At 53.5% G+C, this 21105-nt stretch carries 20 protein-coding genes and 2 pseudogenes; 9 read left to right on the top strand and 13 right to left on the bottom strand.

Going from position 1 to position 21105, the window contains the following annotated elements:
- Positions 1 to 942 precede the first annotated feature (942 nt).
- The 5 genes from AC1MDT_RS07345 to AC1MDT_RS07365 form a co-directional block, all read right to left on the bottom strand.
- Positions 943 to 1539, bottom strand: a complete 597-nt coding sequence (locus AC1MDT_RS07345; RefSeq protein WP_480421395.1) for an SAM-dependent methyltransferase — start codon at positions 1537 to 1539, stop codon at positions 943 to 945.
- Positions 1536 to 2207 (bottom strand): PIG-L deacetylase family protein, encoded by a 672-nt coding sequence (locus AC1MDT_RS07350; protein ID WP_480421396.1) that lies wholly within the window; start codon positions 2205 to 2207, stop codon positions 1536 to 1538. The genes AC1MDT_RS07345 and AC1MDT_RS07350 overlap by 4 nt, the downstream gene beginning before the upstream one ends.
- Before the next feature lie 98 nt (positions 2208 to 2305).
- Complete coding sequence (locus AC1MDT_RS07355; protein WP_480421397.1) at positions 2306 to 3334, bottom strand: acyl-CoA dehydrogenase family protein; 1029 nt, start codon at positions 3332 to 3334, stop codon at positions 2306 to 2308.
- Positions 3335 to 3705: 371 nt separating this feature from the next.
- Positions 3706 to 4563 (bottom strand): SDR family oxidoreductase, encoded by an 858-nt coding sequence (locus AC1MDT_RS07360; protein WP_480422724.1) that lies wholly within the window; start codon positions 4561 to 4563, stop codon positions 3706 to 3708.
- Between the two features lie 158 nt (positions 4564 to 4721).
- A complete protein-coding gene (locus AC1MDT_RS07365; RefSeq protein WP_480421398.1) occupies positions 4722 to 5861 on the bottom strand; it encodes a glutathione-independent formaldehyde dehydrogenase in 1140 nt (379 codons plus the stop codon).
- Between the two features lie 121 nt (positions 5862 to 5982).
- Here AC1MDT_RS07365 and AC1MDT_RS07370 point away from each other — a divergent pair, with 121 nt between their 5' ends.
- Complete coding sequence (locus AC1MDT_RS07370) at positions 5983 to 6258, top strand: hypothetical protein (protein WP_480421399.1); 276 nt, start codon at positions 5983 to 5985, stop codon at positions 6256 to 6258.
- A gap of 64 nt (positions 6259 to 6322) precedes the next feature.
- Here AC1MDT_RS07370 and AC1MDT_RS07375 read toward each other — a convergent pair whose 3' ends face one another.
- Both AC1MDT_RS07375 and AC1MDT_RS07380 read right to left on the bottom strand, forming a co-directional pair.
- Entirely contained in the window at positions 6323 to 7063 is a 741-nt protein-coding gene (locus AC1MDT_RS07375) for a DUF72 domain-containing protein (RefSeq protein ID WP_480421400.1), read from the bottom strand.
- Positions 7060 to 7491 (bottom strand): DNA methylase, encoded by a 432-nt coding sequence (locus AC1MDT_RS07380; protein ID WP_480421401.1) that lies wholly within the window; start codon positions 7489 to 7491, stop codon positions 7060 to 7062. The genes AC1MDT_RS07375 and AC1MDT_RS07380 overlap by 4 nt, the downstream gene beginning before the upstream one ends.
- Positions 7492 to 8195: 704 nt before the next feature.
- Here AC1MDT_RS07380 and AC1MDT_RS07385 point away from each other — a divergent pair.
- The 4 genes from AC1MDT_RS07385 to AC1MDT_RS07400 all read left to right on the top strand — a co-directional run bounded on the left by AC1MDT_RS07385 (position 8196) and on the right by AC1MDT_RS07400 (position 11211).
- Positions 8196 to 9047, top strand: a complete 852-nt coding sequence (locus AC1MDT_RS07385; RefSeq protein WP_480421402.1) for an EcsC family protein — start codon at positions 8196 to 8198, stop codon at positions 9045 to 9047.
- Between the two features lie 653 nt (positions 9048 to 9700).
- Entirely contained in the window at positions 9701 to 9916 is a 216-nt protein-coding gene (locus tag AC1MDT_RS07390) for a DUF2934 domain-containing protein (protein WP_480421403.1), read from the top strand.
- Positions 9917 to 10737: 821 nt separating this feature from the next.
- The gene (locus AC1MDT_RS07395; RefSeq protein WP_480422726.1) at positions 10738 to 10989 is read left to right on the top strand and encodes a hypothetical protein; all 252 of its coding nucleotides are present in this window, start codon (positions 10738 to 10740) and stop codon (positions 10987 to 10989) included.
- Between the two features lie 18 nt (positions 10990 to 11007).
- Positions 11008 to 11211: a hypothetical protein gene (locus AC1MDT_RS07400; RefSeq protein WP_480421404.1), complete on the top strand. Its 204-nt coding sequence runs from the start codon at positions 11008 to 11010 to the stop codon at positions 11209 to 11211.
- Between the two features lie 109 nt (positions 11212 to 11320).
- Here AC1MDT_RS07400 and AC1MDT_RS07405 read toward each other — a convergent pair whose 3' ends face one another.
- Entirely contained in the window at positions 11321 to 12022 is a 702-nt protein-coding gene (locus AC1MDT_RS07405; RefSeq protein WP_480421405.1) for a glycosyltransferase family 2 protein, read from the bottom strand.
- A 188-nt stretch (positions 12023 to 12210) separates the two neighbouring features.
- On the opposite strand from AC1MDT_RS07405, the gene AC1MDT_RS07410 reads away from it, so the two are divergent.
- A complete protein-coding gene (locus tag AC1MDT_RS07410; RefSeq protein ID WP_480421406.1) occupies positions 12211 to 12621 on the top strand; it encodes a response regulator in 411 nt (136 codons plus the stop codon).
- A 105-nt stretch (positions 12622 to 12726) separates the two neighbouring features.
- Here AC1MDT_RS07410 and AC1MDT_RS07415 read toward each other — a convergent pair whose 3' ends face one another.
- Positions 12727 to 13011 (bottom strand): DUF1652 domain-containing protein, encoded by a 285-nt coding sequence (locus tag AC1MDT_RS07415; protein ID WP_480421407.1) that lies wholly within the window; start codon positions 13009 to 13011, stop codon positions 12727 to 12729.
- A gap of 783 nt (positions 13012 to 13794) precedes the next feature.
- A pseudogene (locus tag AC1MDT_RS07420) lies at positions 13795 to 13905 on the bottom strand (con-10 family general stress protein); the annotation flags it as partial.
- Positions 13906 to 14221: 316 nt separating this feature from the next.
- On the opposite strand from AC1MDT_RS07420, the gene AC1MDT_RS07425 reads away from it, so the two are divergent.
- Positions 14222 to 14779 carry an ATP-dependent Clp protease proteolytic subunit gene (locus AC1MDT_RS07425; protein WP_480421408.1) on the top strand — a complete coding sequence of 186 codons (558 nt, stop codon included), beginning with the start codon at positions 14222 to 14224 and terminating at the stop codon, positions 14777 to 14779.
- Positions 14780 to 15000: 221 nt separating this feature from the next.
- Positions 15001 to 15321: pseudogene (locus AC1MDT_RS07430) on the top strand (glutathione-dependent formaldehyde dehydrogenase); the annotation flags it as partial.
- A gap of 346 nt (positions 15322 to 15667) precedes the next feature.
- Here the strand turns inward: AC1MDT_RS07430 and AC1MDT_RS07435 are convergent.
- Together AC1MDT_RS07435 and AC1MDT_RS07440 are read right to left on the bottom strand one after the other, a co-directional pair.
- Positions 15668 to 16819 carry a carboxylate-amine ligase gene (locus tag AC1MDT_RS07435; RefSeq protein WP_480421409.1) on the bottom strand — a complete coding sequence of 384 codons (1152 nt, stop codon included), beginning with the start codon at positions 16817 to 16819 and terminating at the stop codon, positions 15668 to 15670.
- 29 nt (positions 16820 to 16848) lie between these two features.
- Complete coding sequence (locus AC1MDT_RS07440) at positions 16849 to 17166, bottom strand: hypothetical protein (RefSeq protein WP_480421410.1); 318 nt, start codon at positions 17164 to 17166, stop codon at positions 16849 to 16851.
- 293 nt (positions 17167 to 17459) lie between these two features.
- Between AC1MDT_RS07440 and AC1MDT_RS07445 the strand changes: the two genes are divergently transcribed.
- Positions 17460 to 18803, top strand: coding sequence for an SDR family oxidoreductase (locus tag AC1MDT_RS07445; protein ID WP_480421411.1), 1344 nt, complete (start codon positions 17460 to 17462; stop codon positions 18801 to 18803).
- A gap of 67 nt (positions 18804 to 18870) precedes the next feature.
- On the opposite strand, the gene AC1MDT_RS07450 is transcribed toward AC1MDT_RS07445, so the two are convergent.
- The gene (locus tag AC1MDT_RS07450) at positions 18871 to 20664 is read right to left on the bottom strand and encodes a thiamine pyrophosphate-requiring protein (protein WP_480421412.1); all 1794 of its coding nucleotides are present in this window, start codon (positions 20662 to 20664) and stop codon (positions 18871 to 18873) included.
- Between the last annotated feature and the right edge of the window lie 441 nt (positions 20665 to 21105).

The following is a 21105-nucleotide window of genomic DNA, read 5'->3' on the forward strand; positions in this document are numbered from 1 at the left end:
AAACCAGCCGTCGTTTTCCGCAACATCGCCAATATATTTGGCCATCGCTTGCCTCAACACTGACTGCCTCTGCATCAGGAGCCTAAAGGGCAACCGAGTGCCTTTTCGTGGGCCGCTTGCGTAGGCGTGCGCTCAAACACTCATTCAGTGCGCTGCTGGCGCTTATGGTAGATCGACTGAAATAACCGGCGGAAAGTTCGGGGCGTTGACGCTTTTCGGCCAAATAGGTCGTATCCCGCCCACAATTCACGTCGTCGGCATTGTGCAAGTAGCGATAGATACGATCAGTAGAGATGAAGAGTTCATCAACGGGACGCCTGAATCGCACCGGAGTGACTCAATCCGCAATGGTTAAACAGGGTACGGTCAGTCACAGACGACTTTGTAACGCTGGACTCTCAATGCCACAAATATGAGTCGTATAGGTAAGATCACCTCGCCAGCTGCTCAGGGACGAGCTGATCAGGCTGCAACTGGCGAGGTGAACAAGTAAACATTAGCTCACTCTTTGAATAATCCCATTCCACTCGTCCACATCCCATGCAGGACAATCTCTCAAACCTTGGGCTTATGACCTACACCGCGCGCTTCAGGACGCAGCGGTGCTCGCGAATAATGTTTCGGCTTGCTAAACGAGCTTGCGCCGCTCAGGGCTTGAGATGAGTCCTTTGCGCTCCATATCATCAGCAGACGTCAACAGCCTGTCGTAACTGTCCTCAGCGTCGACGCGGTTATCGGGCAGATTAAAAAGCTGTCGCCAAGCAGTTATGGCCAGTCTTCTTAGCTCTTCTTTCATTTGCCCCCAAACGGTCTGTATGGGGATCGAGATCCTCGACGCTCCCACGTTCAATTTATCTAATGCGGGTGACGACCAGCGCACTCAAAAACTGCCGCTGCTGGGAAGGTTCTGGTGATTACCTGAAATCGCTAGCCCAGTAACTATTAGTAAGTCTCCGCAAGGTCAATCGAAGTTGGCTTGCGGCTCCAGTACTCGAGTAAAAAGTCCGCATCTTCATGACGCACCAACCGATATAAGTCCAGATGATCTCCAAGTGCTGTGTGCACGTCATGACCGTTCTGACAGCACCCTTCAATCGGATGGAGCCAATGGCAGGCCAGTACACCTCCGTCATGGCTCAAGCTACGCAACGTGTTTTCGATAACTTGGTTCCATTCGCTGGAGTCCAGAAAGTACCCCACCTCACTCAATACGATCAGGTCAAAGGTGCCGTCAGGCCAATCGTTGGGAATACGTGCCTGCTCGACTCGAACATGACGCAACGCAGCCAATCGACAGTGCGTCAAACTCACTGCTTTCTGGTTAATGTCCTGACACAGCAATGAATCAGTGCGTTCAGCCAGCAATGCGCTGAGCTCACCATTGGCGCAAGCCGGTTCGAAGACCCGCTGATAACGTTGTCGAGGCAGGCTAGCCAACGTCAGATCACGTTTGCGCTTTTCGTACCATCGACTCCGGAAAGACCAAGGGTCATCACTGTAGTCGAACATACGCTCGAAATAGTCAGGCGAGAGACTCATACAAACACCAGTTCAAAAGGCTGCAGCAGCCGATCCAGAGTCTCTCGGGTTAGCACTGCCGAGGTTTCCCCATCCGTTGTGGTCTGAGAGACATGTGCGTTAGCGGCTTCTCGCTTTCGTGCCAACACCTGCTCACTAAGCATCAACTTACGCGCGCGTTGCCAAGGTATTTTCTGATCCTGTGGTCTCGCCCAATGCCATGCCCAAACCGGCACCTCGATAAAACAGGCCTCGATCTGTGATGCTGCACAAGCAGTTGCCCGGCCAGTGGCTTCGTGGTCGCAATGCCCGTCCATTTGCCAAGTCGAAACAACGCAATCTCCAGGGCGAATCAAAGCCAGGAGCAGCTTAACCAACTGATCCTCCCTGCCTGCTACACCAGCGTCGGGCAAACCCAGACGCTGGCAGTCCATCGCATTGACATCGAGTCCCAATAGATTGAGAGCACAGGCGCTTTCCAGTGGGCGCTCCTGGCGAAGACGTGAGCTTGTCCATCTGAGGGATCCCGGATGACTGGCTTCGCCATCGGTGACTGCAATCAGTAAGACATCCGACTCTCTGCCTTTCATCCACGCCAAAATGCCCCCACAGCCAAGGACTTCATCATCAGGGTGAGGGGCAACAACCACCAGCCGTTGACCTACCGGAATCAGTTGCGAATAGGTCATGTGTGGCACGCGTGCCAAGAATGTACTGGTCTGCCATTCGGCCAGAGTTGTACCGGAGCCTCGAATAAGGTTTTCTGCCTGGGCTTCCCGCTGAACTGTCACAACAACCACCCGTTTACCGATTGCCTAGCGATAAGTTTTCCCAGCTCTGCAAGATCTTTCTCGGCATGACTTTGCCGTACGAATACAGGAAGGTCGGCGGCGAGTCTTGCGAAATGACTGTTTCGACAAAATGGTGTTGCGCCGAGAGCACGCCCGACATGCTCCAGAACAACACTCACCGCGACTTCCACTTGGGCACGGACACGCCGGACAGGAATCTCTGCTGAGTGATTGGGGTTGAGGTCAATCCACGTGGCAGTTTCTCTAAGAGATGCCGCTGCGGCGCATAATGCCGCATCGACGGCACCCAGGTGAACTTCGGCATGGACGTCGTGGTATGGCTTGGTGCAATGCTCACGAAGGTAACCAGCAAGCCCGCACGCAGCCCCATACCAACACGCAGCTATGCCCCCTCCACCCTGCCAAAAGCCGGGACGATCCACATACATGCCCGGTGCCCCTACGCATCGACCAAGTGTTCCCTCAAACACCACGTCGATGCTGGCTGTACTACCCATGCCAACCGCCTCCCAGCCATCGTCAATTAGCCTTATCGTTGGCTGCTGCAACTCGACCGCGACCAATTGCGATCGCAGTTGCTCATCCCATACGGTAAGTAGTGCTTGATCTAGCATTGGCGCACCGGAACACCAGGCTTTGCGTCCGTGCAAATGTACTTGGCCTCCTTGGCGATCAACTATTTTTACCCTGGCGAATGGCGGCTCTGCCGCCCAAATACCCCAACTGCCGGAAGCCACAGCTTCGGTAGACTGGAGCTCCGCCATAATAGCCATCGCATCGGTATGGCCTTCGAACAACTTGACCAACGCTAGATCACAGCCGGCGACCTCTGCCAAAGTCCGCCAGCGATCCAACGTTTGCCCCTGACCAGGCATTGGCAGGTTTGCAAACCCACTACGGACGAGCTTCTGCATCAATTGTTGCAGAACATTATCTGGTGTTTGCACCACGCGCCGAGAAGTAAACGTCTCAAGCAGATTTTTGAGAGGTGCGGATCTGCTCATGGTCACTCTCCCTGGTAGCGGGGGTCGTTACGGAGGTTTCAGGAGCATTTGGCGAAATGTGTATTTTGAACTTTCGACGGAATGCCCTTATGTTCAGAGATGGCTCGCCTACAGGAGTTCATTGAATTATTGGGGCAAATACCATGAGCAGAATCTTCAAGCATAGGTATGCGAGAGTTATTTAGGCTATAGAGGCTTTTTTAACAATTGTGTTCTGTCTAATCAGATGAGTGCTTGAGTCGAAATGAACCGGTCGTCGGTGTTATCTATGGCAACCATGAGGCTCGTGAATCGGCCAGTTATTGTGTTTCTCGCGAAGGTCTGAGGACATTACCTAGAAAGGTTTTTCAAACCCGTATAGAGGCCAGGCTTTAGAGAATTGGTTTTCCGCCCGTAACACCGTAACGTTCGCCTGAGATATAGCTGCCTTCATCCGATGCCAATAGCACATAGATCGGTGCAACCTCGACCGGTTGTCCAGGGCGGCCCAATGGTGTGTTTGATCCAAAGTTTTTCACCGTGTCTTCTGGCATCGTGGACGGGATCAATGGCGTCCAGATTGGCCCTGGCGCGACACTGTTGACTCGAATACCCCGCTTACCCAACATTTGCGCGAGGCCGGCAGTGAAGTTTGCAATCGCCCCTTTGGTGGTGGCGTAAGGCAGCAGGGTGGGATTAGGAGCATCGGAGTTCACAGAACTGGTATTGATGATCGAGCTACCTTCCGCCATGTGGCGAAGCGCAGCCTTGCAGATACGAAACATCGCAGTGACGTTGACATCGAATGCCTTCAGCCATTCTTCGTCGGGAATTTCTTCCAGTGTCTCGTATGTCATCTGAAAGGCTGCGTTGTTAACGAGTACATCAATGCGCCCGAACTTTGCCACCGTGTCGTTTACTATCCCTGCACAGTGCGCATGGCTGCTAAGGTCTCCCGGCAATAGAAGACATTGGCGTCCAGCATCTTCTACCCACCGTGCGGTTTCTTTCGCATCCTCGTGTTCATCGAGATAGGAGATCGCGACATCAGCGCCTTCGCGCGCGAAGGCTATCGCCACTGCACGCCCGATACCGCTATCACCACCGGTAATCAATGCAATTTTGTTGGCCAGACGACCCGACCCCTCGTAGCTACTTTCACCGCAATCGGGGTTTGGCTCCATTCGGCTCTGCTCACCAGGAATAGGCTGCTGCTGTGGTTTAAAGGGTGGTTTGGGATAGTCTTTCATCACAATTGTTCCTTTCATCTTTAACTCAATTCCGGACATGACGACGGCCCGTTTGAAATGGTTTGTAATCACCTACGGACTACTTCGGTGGTTCAGCTTCCACGGTTAAAGAAATACGCCGGCTTTTGCGCAGCCGGCGCAGGCATCGCATTGACGACTCAGGCGGCCGGCTTAAGCACAACCTTTGTCCAGCCATTGTCACGCGCATCGAAGTGCTTATAGGCGTCAGGCCCTTCCGCGAGTTTCAGGCGATGAGAGATGATTTGCGCCGGATTGGCACGACCGTGGTGAATGAGCTCCGCCAAGCGCCGGTTGTAGACTTTGACGTTGGCTTGACCAGTGCGGATCTGCTGTCCCTTGAACCAGAACGCTCCGAAGTCAAAAGCCATCTTGCCCTGCTTCGCGAGCTCGTCTTTGGCACCGGGATCTTCGGGAACAAATACGCCGACGACACCTATTCCCCCAGTAGCCTTGGTCGATGCAACGAGATTGTTCATGGTCAAGTGATTGGCTTCATGGCCATGGTGGTCGCAGCATTGATATCCCACACATTCGCAGCCGCGATCAGTTCCTTTGCCATGCGTCAAATTGAGGATCTGATCCACGGCTTGCTTCTCCAGCGAGTTGATTGGAGTGGCGCCCATTTGGGCGGCCAGCTTCAAACGGTCGGGATGGTTGTCGACCACGAATACCTGTGAGGCGCCTTTGATCATGGCTGAGTGAGCAGCCATAAGACCGACCGGGCCTGCGCCGTAAATGGCTATGCTCTCACCAGGTAACAGACCCGCCAATTCCGTAGCGTGCCAACCAGTCGGAAAGATGTCAGACAGCATGACGTAGTCGTCTTCACGCTCTTGCGCGTCCTCGGGCAGCACCAGGCAGTTGAAGTCCGCGTAAGGTACGCGGAGCAGCTCCGCCTGCCCGCCCTGATACGGCCCCATCTCTGCAAATCCATAGGCAGCGCCTGCGTTTCCGGGGTTGGCGGTTAGGCAAAAACCAGTCAGGCCTTTCTCACAGTTCTCACAAAACCCGCAGCCGATGTTGAACGGCAGGCACACACGATCACCGACCTTTACCCGGTCAACGCCGGTGCCCACCTCAATGACCTCTCCGAGATTTTCGTGTCCGAACACGCGCCCTGTCTCCATCGATGTACGTCCTTCGTACATGTGCAGATCTGAACCACAGATGTTGGTCGTGGTGATCCGTACCAGGACATCGGTAGGTTTTTCTATTTTGGCGTCCGGGACATTTTGCACGCTCATGTCACGAGGGCCGTTATAAACGATGGCTTTCATGTTGTTCTCCCATTAGCAAAACGAAGGAAAAATTTCGTCTGCTCAGACTTATCTGTCAGAAGGAATAAGGCGTATGTTCAAACGATTGAGGGGATGCCGGACGAATGGTTAGTCGGCGGTCATGACGTCGGAAGTACTGAATTTTCTGATCAGGCTGGAATCTCTTTTCGAGCGCAAGCGGCCATCCGCTGGAGAAGCGAGAAAAAATCAGAGGTTAGTGAAAGTGCAGAACTTGGGCTTCTGGATTGAGTTCAATGGCCCATGCGGGATGCTGGTAGTGGCAGCGTGGATCATCGGTTCACAGCGGCCACGCAGGCGCATGACCGGATTTGTTTCTTTCAGTCTGAGCAATGTTTTGTGGGTGATGTGGGGACGTGCTCTGGCGCGTATGCACTGATCGTTTTGCAAATCTGCTTGTTCCTGATGAACCTTCGTGGACTCCAGAAGAATCTCGACGGACATTAGGTGGATCGATTGGCTTTCATCAGGAGTGCCTTAAGTTCCAGCGCATTATTCAGCGCAGCTCCACTGGCTGTATTGTCGAAAATGCACCACACGTTGCCTTCGAATGCCGCACATTGAAGCTGGGCTGCAAGTCTTTGCAAAAACGCTGAATCATAGAGACTGTGATAGGTGCGAGGGGAACCGTGCAGTCGCCAGTAATTGACAGTAGTCGTTCCTCGTGGCGCCGCGTCGGTAGGAATACGCGATGGGTCGACGGCCGCTTGTGCAATGCGAAAGGCAATCAACAATGACTCGGCACTTATCCATGATGGATGCCGTGGTTCCAATACCACCGACCCCGAGTACTGCGCTCTGAGCGCCATGAAAAACCCTTCTGCGACCCTTTCGTCAAATACCAGCGACGGCGGCAACTGCACGAGCAAACAGCCCAAACGTTCGCCCAACCCTGAGCATTCAGCGAGAAAGACTTCCAGCAAATGATCGCAGTCGACCAAGCGCAACTCGTGTGAGATGCGCTTAGGTACCTTCACAGAAAAACGCAAGTCTAGTGGCACAGAGTCGGCCCAGCGCGCGTAAGTCTGCTGACGATGCGGCCGATAGAACGAGCTGTTGATTTCAACGCCATTGAATTGCGCGGCGTAGCGCTGCAGGTGAGTCCCGTCGACAGGGAACGCGGCCGCCTGCTCGTGCCCAACGCTCCAGCCTGCACAGCCAATGAAAATCGGATGAATGCTCAAAAGATCACCTTCGCCGCTTCCCGCATGAAAATCTCGATGGTCTTCGGGCCAATCCCCTCGAAGGCAGAAAGACGTGTTTCAAACTCTTGGCGATCAGCGCTCGCCGTTACGATGTTGCTAACCTTTCCGGCGTATTCATTGGTGAGTTTGTGAGCCAATGCCAGTAGGCGGGACGCGGTGGTTTCGTCATAGCGCACATAATGAGCTTCACCGAGCATCACAACCAATTCGCGGTGCGTGCAGTGGCTGAGCTTTCGAGGCGTATCACACTGATGTTTTTCTACAACTACCTGATAAGCCTTGGCGGCAATCTGTCCCTGGATTCGTTTGCCCATCAGAAAACTGGCGACCAACCACTTGAACAACCCTTCTTCGTTCGCATCCACGAGACTGATTTGCAGATCCTTTGCGCTAATGATTTTGGACATTCGGCGCCTCTCTACAAACTCGGGATACGATCTGCTCCATTCAGGGCACCAGCAGTGCTTCATGGATCTCAATAGAGGGGACGAATCCATCTACACGCCTGCTAGCTAGCCAGCCTCTGGTTTTGCTCACATCGAAAATCTGGCCCTGCTCCATCAAGGTCAATAAAAGCTCGTCCGAAACCCGGTAGCGTCCACAGTCCGGACAATCTCTTTCTTCCCATGGGCCAGTGCACTGAATGCGCTCAGCAACACCTACACAGATAAGACAATTCATCGGCATCACCATTTGATAGTTGTATCCGATCTACTCATGAGCAGCCTGCCATAGCATGCCCACTGATACGCAATTGAATGCGATGATCAGACTGGTGTTTGGTCGACTTAGAAGATCGAACGAAAGTTCTGGGAGATGACGTTTTCAATGCAATCAGGTCGTATCCATCCATCTAGCCCCCCCCCCCTCCCCCATAACCAGGATCACATTCGCTCGCGATTGCTGCTTCTGACCGACTGTAGTCATTGAATGTCGACGCCCCCGTACCGTGACTAAAGGTCATGTGCAGAAGCTTTCGATTGATCTTCATGGTCAGCACTAAGCGTTCATCGGCGTACAACCCATCCACGCTTTATTTATCCTTCTCGAAAAGACGGCACTATGGCCCGCCTCTCGGGTCTTTGGCTTATGAGAGAACACGAAAAATCTAATGGAGACGCCTGTGAGCATCAGAGACAACCCGCAGGACTACCATGACCTGAAGCGGGCCGTTGGTTTGCTGGAGTCACCCTCCCTGACGGCAAGGCTGTCCGGCATGATCGGCTCACCCATCGAAAGCGCGGTGAAGGCATTGCCGGGTATGGTTTCAAAGAGGATCAATGGTGCAGTGGCGGCGGCGCTGCATTCGTCCGCTGACGCGGCGCTGTGGAGCCTGGAGAACAGCCCGAAAAAGCCTGCCTCGACCCGGTTGCACAAGGTCTATGCCGCGACGTCGGGCGCCATCGGCGGAGCTTTCGGTATTGCCGCGCTGTTTGTCGAACTGCCGATCTCCACCACCATCATGATGCGCTCGGTCGCCGACGTGGCCCGCAGTGAAGGTTTTGACCTGGGTGACTTTGCCACCAAGCGGGCATGTATCGAGGTGTTTGCCATGGGCGGTAACAGCCAGGCCGACGATGCGACGGAGACGGGCTACTACATGACCCGCAGTTTCACCACTCAGGCTATGCAACAGCTGTCCAAGGAGCTGGCGGGGATAGCCGCCAAGCAGGGCTCCAAGGCCATCAGTAGCATTTCCCCGGGGCAGGCTGGGAAATGGCTGGCGATACTGATCGATAAAGTCGCGGCACGTTATGGTTTTACCATTTCCAGCAAGTTCGCGGCGCAGGCCGTTCCCGTGATGGGGGCCTTTACCGGGGCGACGATCAATGCACTGTTTACCCATTTCTATCAGGACATGGCGCGAGGGCACTTCATCGTCAAAAGGCTTGAGGACAAATATGGCTTTGAGCAGATCAAGAATGAGTACACAGCCATCAAGGCCGCGCCTGGGGTGAGCTAAAAGCGGGCGATTTGAGTCAACAATGCCATTCATCGTTCTTGAGAGCAGAGGGGGGTGCAACGTGTTAAATCGCCTCGCCGCGCTCCAGTCAGCGGTTTTTGATGATTGCTCTTGGTCGACAGTGGCTTAGCGCTGAATGTCTGCTTCTGGCCGTTCTCCCGATCATGGTTACAACGCGTGTAGGTCAAATTTGATGCAATCGCTGGTCATAACGAATGCAAGTGATTGGTCAGGTCGAATGCAAACGGGTGGTCAAGTGGAGCGCAATTTCGCAGCGTGCTCAGAAGCACACACGTCAGGTTCTCGCGGGATGATTGATATGTCGTTGCATTCGATGGTCGCAAACTTGATTTCGTCCTAGCTTTTGATGCCCATGGCTGGAACGTGCGGCCTCCATTGCATCGGCTTCCGACAATCGGGCGAGGCGGATCCGCATGGGAGCAAACATCAGCCGCTGGTCGGAAGCTTTTTTCTCCAAAGCCTTGGCACAGTTTCGTGGCTTGACCCGCGACATGGATGTACATGCGATATCTGACCAACAGCAACGATTAAGCCCGTCTTGACGCCTATCCTGAATGCTGTGACGAATAGGAGGCATCACTGCTTTCTCCCTTTGTCCCGAAATTCACTCAGTGAGCAAAGGGAGGAACTTGATGATGGATGAACAAAAAATTCGAGAAGCTGCGTATCGGCTTTGGGAGAAAGAAGGGAAGCCGCAAGGACAAGACCTGGAGCACTGGTTCACTGCTGAAAAATCAACCGGCGAAGAGGATTTTGACAGTTCAACCTCTGGCTCCACGCTAGGCAGCGAAGCTGACTCGTCCAAAGCTGACTCTACTACCGAGGCTGAAGACCAAAATAAAGACTGACGTTGAAGCTTCAGTTGAAGATAAAGATCAACGACTGGCAGATTCCCATCGAAAACGCGCACCGTCGAAATGCGGGCCATCAACTGGGTTGATCGACGATATGCATCAGCCCTACCAGCGCAGCCTGCTTTAAAAATTTCCGTCGGCGTAGCGTCCGCAGTGAGCATGATCAGGCTGTTCACTCCATCCCCAAAATGCAGCTGTAGCAGGCGCATCGCCGCCTCATGGACGGGCAGCTGAGGCTGCTTGAATTCGAGCATGTATGTGCGGGGCTCGCCGTTGAACAGGTATTCAAGGGACTAAATGCGCATAGTGTGATCCTCGTAATGGGAGAAGTGCAGCAGACTATCCTGACGTGATAATCAGCAGTCATCTGCTCGGCTTTGCCTTTTTCATGCACACCCCAACTTTTGGGTATCGAGGATCCCTATATGCGTCTTGGTACCTCAACCAGCACTTGCACGTTTGCGCATCCAAGGGATCACCCCCAACTGCCCTCCTATTGCCGAAACCCAGAAGGTCTGCGCGTGTGTAAGTCGGCGTTTTCCTATTCAGGGACGCTCTGGTTTAGTGAGCATCACTCCTAGCAAACGAGTCATCGCTTGGAATAGATATCTTCGGCGCTCCCGCGTTCAATTTTACTAATGAATAAGCACGGTCGAAATCGCTGGGAATCGGCCATATCCGCCCGTCAGAGCAGGCTAGACTTCGGACACGTTCAAAGATGGCCCAGTTCGCACGCCAAGTGTTGAAGCGGCATTTCATGGTGAGAGGTTTGCGACCAAACGGTGTCAGTTACATGGAATAGCGTGATTACCGCGATGAAGGAGAAAATCTTGGCATATTTAGATTGGGTTCAATGGCCAGCGATGGTGGTGACAGTGTTTGCCGCGTGGTTGATCGGATCTCAACGGCCAGCGAGACGAATGACAGGATTTGTATGCTTCAGCTTGAGCAATGTGCTCTGGGCGATTTGGGGGGTGTACGCGGAAGCGTATGCCCTGATCGTCCTGCAGATTTGTCTTTTCCTCATGAACCTACGCGGGTTCAAAAAAAACCTCGAAGGTCAGTAGGGAAAAACGAACTACTCCATGAATTTTCATGCGCGAATCAAATTCAACCTCGGCAATCCCTTACGATGCGCGGTAGCCATTGACATTTTTTGTGAAGCCACGGGCGTTCATGCCCAAAAGTACGCACTCGACCAGGATCAATGCATTGGCGTTCGAATGCAGTTCCCAGATTACCCAGAGAGCATTAGTCGCTACGAAGCCGTGAAGGCGATCATCCGCTGACATGGCTGTTGAGACCCAACGAACTAGGCTGAAATTACCGTCACGACCATCGCAGGCCATTGCACGAGATAGATGTATCCCATTTCTGGATCTTCCCTGTTCTTTTGATTCATGGAACGGCGTCGCCCCCCCCTTCGGACTGAAAGGTCGTAGATTCCAGCGCCGCGCCGAGAGACATCAAATAGTCGCCGAAGCCACCCCGACATTTGTAGTCCTTGCGAGCACTTGTAATTACCGGATTGGTTGCTGTCCAGACAACGTGTGCACTGATCCGTTCTAGATCAGCGACCAAGTGGACATCTTCGTGGGCAACCAGAGGTTGGAATCCGCCCGTGCTTCTATACGCTGCGGCGCTCAGTCCGAGATTGGCGCCGTGGATGTGCCGATGGTTCTCGATAAACTGGTAGCTCTGCATGTATCTGGAACGAACCAATTCCCCATGCTCACTCCAACTATCCACTTCGACAGTTCCACATACCGCGTCAGCCAAGAACTCCATCTGACGGACAAGCCACTCAGGCGGAACGACAGTATCGGCATCAGTGAACGCCAACCATTGGGCTCCGGCGCTGAGCAGTTCTTCGGCTCCCGTAGCTCTTGTCTTACCGACGTTGCGAAAAGAGACCTTAAGCGTGGTGACTTGCATAGCGCAAACCAACCTGCCGGTGTCGTCTGAGCAGTCGTCCAAGACGACAAGCACGCTGACCTGTTGACCTCCAAGTCCTGGATGCTTCGCGGCGAGTAAGACGGACGAGAGGCAGGCGGTGATGTGCTTCTCTTCATTATGGGCGGGTATCACGACACCGATCATTGACGTTCCTCGATATGCGAAGCTTGTGGTCTCCAACTATCGACACGGCTATCTGTGAGAAGGTTTAAAGAATGTCTGTGGCATCCCGCAAAATTGTCTCTGGAAGGCGGCAGACCTCTAAATTGTGGATACACTCAGAACGTAACTTCGGACGCGTCGGCTTTTGTGCCCGACTAAGGAATTGAAGAGTGAATGTTAATTGGGCAGGGATATTACCGATCCAAGGAGCGATTATTGTCGTCGAAGACGACCCAATGTTGCGCTCGTTGATGGTGGATATTGTGGCTGAGATAGGCGCAAAGGCATTGGCATTCGAGGCTGCTGATGATGCATTAACCTATCTTTTGCAAGCGCATGGCCAATGCTGCCTCGTGATCGCTGATCACGGCGTACCGGGGCAAATCCAAGGAACAGAGTTCGTTGAAATGGTTAGGGGTAAATGGCCCTCCATCGGGGCAATTTTGACATCTGGGTATTTGCTTGACCCCGCGACGGTGCCGCCTTCAACTATTTATTTGCATAAGCCTTGGTCTCTGGACGACTTGGTCGTCGCGGTAGCGTCTCTCCTTCAGCCTGGCCACCCCATCCGTAAAATTTGAGCCTCTCCAATCGGCACGACATTAGGCTCTTACGCGCTCGGTTGGCGATCAGAGTCGAACCTTTGCCATGCCATCAAAGACTGCCGCTGAACGATGGAGGTTGCCTTACATCAGCCTACCCTCGGCAAACCCACGCGCATCGCTGTCGCTCTCATGTAACAGCGTGGGGCAAGCGGCCATTTCAGCCCGAAGCTCACCAATCAAATGTGCAATCGCACGACTGGACGTCAGATTTCTGGTCGTCACTGCGGTAACCAAAAGATCAACGCGCCCAGTGGATGGGTCGAACACTTTGATCATTAGGGATCCATCCGGATTCACAGTGCAAATGCAGGAAAGAGGTAGAAAACCGCATTCGATGAGGTGGCGTAACTCAAGAATGGAAATCACGACGTTCGTCCTTAGGGTCAAGGTTTGGTAATGCAGTTCTATGAAGAATAGTTTTTCTGCAGACATAGCGCGACTAGCAGCTTGCTCTTATCGAGTCTAAAAGCTCCGTTAGCCCTTGGTGTTGAACTCGAACATCAATCGCATCGTCTTGCGCAAAGGCGAGGCCAAAGCGTAAGCCCTCAAACCGTGTTCGTCTTAAGGACATTGCCATGCCAATCAAGTGCATATGGAAAACCTGGACATCGTAAGAGGTCGTTTCGTGAACGAGGCAGATGCCTGTTCATAGGATCACTTGCCTCTCGCGTGAACCTTTCGATGATCTTGGCGCCAATCCCATAGAAAGCGGTAGAGCGATTCTTAAAGTCCTGACGATCGGTACTCGCCTCTACGATATTGCTCCCCCCCAAGCATATTCGTTTGCTGAGTTGTGAGCCAAGGCTCGGATCGCAGTATTGGCCGGCAATATCGAAATCAAGCCCCGAAAGATTCGGGGCTTGATGAGGTCATGTGGCATCAGGGTTTGCGTCCTCCACCTCCGCTCCCCCCATCGTCCTTGCGTCCCATTTCAGAGGACTTATCGTTGTCATCGGAAAGACTGCTGTCGCGCCCGCTCCCTTTTCCACCGCTGGACGATTGATCAGCCTTGTTGGGTTGTTGTCCGCCTGAAGCGTGGCCGCCTTTTTGGCCTGGTTTGGACATGTTTTCTTTATCGTCGGCAAATTCGCCTCCGCGATTTGTACCCTGTCCGCCTCCGGACTTATGATCGCTATCGCGGGATTGTTGTCCGCCGGAAGCTTGGCCACCTTTTTGGCCTGCTTCAGACGCGCGTTGTGGATCGTTGGCAAAATTTCCGCCAGAGGCTTCTCCACCTTTCTTACCGGCTTCAGAAGCCTTGTCCTGGTTATTAGAAAAATTGCCTGGATTTTTGTTTCCAGTATTGGCCATTTTTGCTCACCTCTACATCGTTAGTACGAGCATTGGCTCGTCTAATTCGGAGGACGCACAAAATAGAAAGTTTGAACGGAAATATGGGGCTCGCGACGAGTGGAATTGGATATTTGGTTCCATTGAAAAAGCATGCATTCGATGGACGGCGTGTCCTTAATTGACGTGCAACTGAATCGGATTTTTTCAGACCAAAAGGATCGATGTTTACTAGGCTTAATAACTCGTAGAAGCCTTCCATGCATCACACTCAGGCGGTCAATCGATGACTGAACACATCGTGCATTTTCATTGCCAGATCGATCAGGGAACGACTGAGCGCTTCCGGGACTGCTGCCTTGAAGCCATCGATCAAGGCGCCACCTCCTTGCTGCTCAATCTTTCTACAAGCGGGGGTAGCACTAACTGCGGCTTTGCCCTCTACACGTTCCTGAAGTCGTTGCCGGTACCGCTATGCGCGATCAACGCGGGCAACATCGAGTCAATGGGCATCATCATGTTTTTGGCGGCAGGCCGACGTATCACCTCGCCCCACTCACGCTTCCTGATTCATCCGATGAATTGGTATTTCAGCCAAAAATCCGTCGACCATCAGCGCTTGCGTGAATACCTGTCGAGCCTCGACAACGACCTCGCGCGTTACGGGCAAATTTTCACACTCGAAACTGCTGACGCAGAGACCAAGCTCGATATTTTTCATTGCCTTTCAGCAGAAGAAAAAGTCATCGCTGCACACGAGTCTCTGGCCTACGGGATTGCGCATGAGATGAAGCAAATGATGTTTGCAGATGATGTCAAACATTGGAAAGTCAGTGGTGGATAATCGGAGCGCCCTCCTCACTCCCTGATTGGGACAGCAGGCTTGGATCCATAGCCCTGAGAAGAAAAAGGCGCGCGCTGACGCTTGACGCAATGGAGAAGCCATTCAGATTGCTGTTCGCCGCTTCATCACGACTATGAAGCTATGACGAGGCATTTGGATATAGTGGACACCACCGCTCCTAAGGCGATGGCGTTAGGAAGACGTATTTACCAGACGCTTACGGTATTGCGAGCGTGCCAGGCGTTTATTCAGGATTCATTCATGGCTTCTTGTTCGGTGATGCGTTCGACAAGGGGCTGACATTCAAGATGGGGCAGACGCATGTGCAGCGATACCTTCCAGAGCTTCTCGATCATATCGAAACTGGACGCCTTGCCCCGGAGGTAATCATCAGCCATCGAATGCCGCTGGAACAGGCTGCTGAGGAATACAAGATTTTTGACAAGAAAGAGGAGGATTGCAGGAAGGTCATCCTGACTCCGGGTGACGATCACGTAGTGTTACCAGTGAGCGACTCTAGCGCTGGAGTTCTGGCTACGTAGGTTGAGTATCAGTTGGATATATCTGAGATGAATCATTATCGAGAGCCGTAAGTTCAAACATCTTGCGGCTCGATCTAAAAGCGATCCTCAGCTCCTGGCGCAATCGTCGGGGCCGGGCCGTTTGAAATCGTTGCCTATGACATTCCTGAAGGGCTAAGAATTAACCCGTCGATTTACGAGGGTTAGCAGCACGAGGAAACGTCCTTTTTTCCTCAAAAGTACCGTCCTCCTTATGGATCTTGAGCGACACTGTCTTGCCCTGGAGGAATCACTGGCAATAGCAGTGATTTCCGCCTGGCGCATCCTGGATGCTCTCTGCGCGCCTTCCTTGATAAACGTCCAGATCTTAGCGTTGCAGGTCGTGACTTATGCATGGCTCTTCCGAGGTTTCCGTGAGCAACTGATCCACTACTTGCGATAGAGCGGCATGGACATTCTCTCCGTCACGTAAGACTCGCTCGTAGACGTTCCTCTGTCGCTCCGCACTGGTACCGTCTCGGAGAATTCGGCGAGCTTGAGAAAAAACAGTCTCCACTCGCATCTTCCGCGCCTCTTCGCCAAGAATCTGTTCCGCCAATGAAAGCCATTGCTCTGCAGAGAAGAGTCGGTCGTAACCTTCAATAATGAATGATGAATGGATTCCAAAACGTTTCGCCCGCCAGCGATTTTCTTTAAGTACCCATTGGGATGCATGTGAGTAAGCCAATCCTGGGCGAGGTTGATCAATTGCGTAGGCGACCAGCAATCGAAAAAATGACGCAATGCATAAGGCTTCGTCCAAGCGTGGGCAAGCATCCGTAATGCGTAATTCAATGGTCGGATACCTGGCAGCGGGCCGTACTCCCCACCAACACTCGCCGGCATGCCTGATGGTTCCGGTACGGATCAGCAAGGCGATGTAAGCGTCATAGGCAACCTCATCTTTGAAGAATTCAGGAATACCCATCCTCGGCCATTCATCACAGGCCGTTTGGCGATAGCTCATGAAGCCGCTGTCGGCGCCGTCCCAAAAAGGTGAGGAGCTGCTCAGTGCGAGCAATAACGGCGTCCACGGCAAGACTTCATTCATCACTTGGATGCGATCCAGGTGACCCGGAACCTCAACATGCACATGCAGACCAGATAGCAGACTACGCCGAGCGACGCGCTGGTAGTCTTCAAACAGCTGCAGAAAATGATTTTGGTCAGTGGCCTGTTGCATACGCCAGTCAGCCAAGGGATGACTCCCTGCACTAAGCACTGCCAGGCCAAAAGATTCAAGCGTACGCCGCAGCCTTCTGCGAGCAGTAACCAGGTACTCCTCAGCTTCTGGCACGCTGGTAAATATGGGGGAAGCCACTTCGATTTGCCCCTGGAACATCTCATAGGCAAAGCACTGGCCCATTTCCAACTTGCACTCCTCAATCGAAGTACAGGGTGGCCGCTCGCACATACGTCGAGTGTCCAGATCGGTGATGAAATATTCCTCTTCGATGCCGAACTTAAAGTGTTGATTCATCGATGCGCCCTCGGCTTTCACAAAGGCCGTTATGGAGCCGTTCTCACCATCAACCGACGCACTGTCGCCTCACATTCTGAAACTCCAGTTCGATGGCTTAAGTGATAATCCTCTCCCGCTACTGCGCGCAAAAAAGCCTGATCAGCCTCGATTCTTAAGTCTCGCCACTCTTCCCAACTGACTAACCCCTGGCGATCCATTTCGTCCGATTGTCGAAGCAGCTCTTCATGATATGCATCAGGAGACTCCATGCGCAGTGCGATGTCTTCGAGCGCTTGGTGCCAGGAATCCAATGCACGAAGTCTTTGTTCCTGAGCCGGCGTCAGCAGGTTTCTGAAAGAGTTCATGGCCGTGGAATCCTGAGTTATTTCTGAATGGATCAACAACGTACGAACTGGGTTCATGAGTACCGACAAGAGGTGTTACCCAAGCGCTAAGTGGACTTGCCCCTACAAAACCGGACACCAACTCCCCGTTAAATTGATGCAGCTGCCAAGCGCCTGAGCGATACGACTTCGGCGTAGATGCCGAAGGATAGAAAGACAGCCCCATCAATGTGTACGCCTTTTGGTCATGTCGACGGAACATTGTTTACAACCCGTCCTCTATCGCAACACCAGCCGAACCTGAGGATGTCACCATGATTCACTCACTAACCGGTATGAAGCCAGGCGAGCGTTACGCCGTCGAAAGCCTCGAACGCACTCGTAATTTTTCAGGCTTCTTTCTCGATGGAAAGTATTTCCTGGAGCCCGAGTTAATGACCGCCGTCGGGTGGCTGGAAGGTCAGCAATTTTTGTATGACGAACTTGACCCTTCAGGTGAACCGGTGTTTCCAAATCGGGTCGCTGGCACCATCGAAGACCTGACATTAACCTTGGCCGATGGTGCACGTCTGAGGTTGAATCAGGTGCGCTATACAGCCCGAGTGGATCCCCCCACACAAAGAATCAACGCCACCCCTGATCTTTACCATCGCAAGGCGTCTGGGCCACTCTGTGACAAACTGGTGGTCATCACCGGGGCATCAAGCGGCATAGGTCGTGCGGCGGCACATGCGTTCGCCAGCGAGGGCGCCCGTCTGGTGCTTGGTGCTCGCGATGAAGCGGCGCTTGCCGAGGTCGTCGAAGAATGTGCTGCACGCGGTGCCACAGCCCTACCCGTCCGAACTGATGTGACAAACAGCGAACAAATGCGAGCGTTGGCCGATCAAGCTGCCGCTTTTGGTGGCGGTCGCATCGACATCTGGATCAACAATGCAGGCGTCGGTGCGGTGGGCAACTTCGAGGAAACACCTCTTGAGGCTCATGAGCAGGTGCTGCAAACGGATTTGCTCGGTTATCTGCGCGGCGCCTATGTGGCCTGGCCTTACTTCAAGGCGCAAAAAAACGGCATTTTGATCAATACCCTTTCACTCGGGAGCTGGGTCGCACAACCCTATGCAGCAGCTTACTCGGCCAGCAAATACGGCCTGCGCGGCTTGAGCGAAGCGTTACGTGGTGAACTGAATGAATATCCCGATATCCATGTCTGCGACATCTATCCAGCCGTAATGGACACTCCGGGATTTCGTGACGGGGGGAATTTCACCGGTCATGCCCTTAAGCCACCGCCCCCCATTTATGATCCGCATCTCGTCGCCCAAGCTATGGTTGCTTGCGCGTTACGTCCTAGGCCGAGTACCACCGTGGGTGGTGCCGCCACGATGGCGCGGTTAGCGCACTTTTTGGTACCGGGTTTTCCCTTTCTGTATGGATGGTTGACTCGTATGGGGCTTGAGCACAGCCCGCAGTCGGCATCATCATCAGGCAACCTTTTCGCGCCGCCAAGCGGTCAACGTCGCGTTGAAGGTGGCTGGCGTGCAGCCAAGCAGAGGCCTTACTTGCTATTGGCAGTCGGCGCAACGCTATTAATTGGCGGAGCTCTGTTTGCGCTCAATCGTCATGGACGGCGAGAACGTGCACTCTACGAAGAGGATGATTAGGGGCATGGAACTGCGCGGCCGGCATTGTCAGAGGCGCTGCCAGCATCCCTGACAGCCAGGCCGCTGCTTATTTTTTGGAACCTCCAGGCATTACAGCACCAAGAATCTGCTTGGCGGTTTGCACAATGACACCAGCTTCATCCGGATCGCCTTGCAGCAAGGTCGAGGCAAATTTCTTCGCCTGTTCCAATTTGATATGCGGCGGGAGTGGCGGCACATTCGGGTCAGTCTTGAATTCGATCAGCACAGGAGTATTTGAAGCAAATGCTTTTTCCCAAGCATCGGCAACGTCCTCTTCGCGATCTACAAAAATGCCCTTCAGCCCGATGGAAATGGCGAACAGGTGATAAGGAACGTCGGGAATGTTTTGCGAGGCTTCGAATTTTGGATCGCCTTCCATGACTCGCTGCTCCCATGTGACCTGATTGAGGTCTTCATTATTGAAAACAGCGCAAATCCATTTTGGGCTTTCCCATTGCCGCCAGTATTTGGCGACGGTGATCAACTCGGCCATGTTGTTCATCTGCATCGCACCATCCCCGACCAGGGCAATCACGGTGCGTTCTGGGTGAGCGAATTTCGCCGCAATCGCATAGGGTACGGCGGCGCCCATGGATGCCAGGCCACCAGAAAGCGAACACATCATGCCGCTCCGAATCTTCAAGTCACGCGCGAACCAGTTGGCGCACGACCCTGAGTCGCTGGTGATGATGGCGTGCTCCGGAAGGCGTGGTGACAGTTCGTAAACCACCCGTTGCGGGTTGATCGGATCAGCCTTGACCAAGGCGCGTTTTTCCAATGTTTTTTCCCAGGTGGCGCGCCAGCCTTCGACCTTTTTACGCCACTTGCGTGGGGTCTTGTGCTCCAGCAACGGCAGCAACGCCGCCAGAGTCTCGGCCGCATCGCCCACCAGGTTAACCTCCATCGGATAGCGCAAGCTCAGCATGTCAGGTTGAAGATCAATCTGGACACCGCGCGCCTGGCCTTCTCTAGGCAGAAATTCGGAATAAGGGAAGCCTGACCCGATCATCAGCAAAGTGTCGCACTCAGTCATCAACTTGTAGCTGGGCTCGGTGCCGAGCAGGCCGATGCTGCCGGTGACCCACGGTAAATCGTCGGGCAGTACCGCTTTACCGAGCAAGGCCTTGGCGACACCAGCGCCGAGCTTCTCGGCAATTGCAATGACTTGATCAGTTGCAGCCAATGCGCCAGCGCCCACCAGGAGGGCGACCTTTTCGCCGGCATTCAGCACATCCGCCGCTCGCTGTAGATCCGCCTCATAAGGAACGACTTTCGGTTTGCTATATCCGACCCCTGAATGGACTGTGCCGTGTTCTCTGCCTGGCGCTTTGTACTCGGCCTCCTGCAAGTCATTGGGCAAGATCAGCGCGGTCACCCGCCGCTCGCCAATTGCGGTACGCACCGCCCGGTCGACCAAGTGCCGGACTTGCGACGGCGTCGAGGCTTGTTGCACGAATGCACCGGCGACATCCTTGAACATCGACAGCAAATCCAGCTCTTGCTGATAGTGTCCCCCAAGCGCCGCACGCGCTTGTTGGCCGACGATGGCCAACACCGGCATGTGATCCATCCGCGCATCGTAAAGGCCGGTGATCAAATGCGAAGCGCCGGGGCCAGAGGTCGCAATGCACACGCCCAGCTCTCCCGTGAACTTGGCATGAGCGGAAGCCATGAACGCAGCCATTTCTTCATGCCGGGCCTGAATGAATTCGATCTTGCCTTGGGCACGCCTCAGCGCACCAAACACACCGTTGATACCGTCACCCGGATAACCAAAAATCCGTGTGACGCCCCATTGGCTGAGTCGTTCAACCAGAAAATCGCTGACTGTCGTTGTCATTAAGACCCCTCGTCTTTCATCGATGCGTAGAAAGCTTCTAGAACCGCAGGTGCAGGTCACCCAACCTTGTCGTTGTCCTGTTCAGGCGTTTCAATACCGAGCTCTTCTTCAGGGACTTCGTGCGGGTATCCAGGCAACCCTCGGGGAACATTCGGCCCTTGACGTTGGCTTATCGAATTCCTTTTCTCGTCCAATCCGTAGTGGCATTCCGATCTTCATCACGGCCAGCCGTGCCTGGCACGCGGCCGTCATCATTGCGGTTGCCCGGATCCTCTATGGGTTTGCCCGGGGTAGTAGATGGCGACGTTTTCATAGATGCCTCCAATACAAGGTCATGAGACTCTTTGGAGACACCGTCGGCGCCAGAGTGCAGCTCAATTGACGAATGGTGTCCGCGACTTTCATCACCGATTCTTTCGTTAGAAAAAACCGAAATCCAGG

The organism is Pseudomonas sp. ASL7, assembly GCF_056680375.1.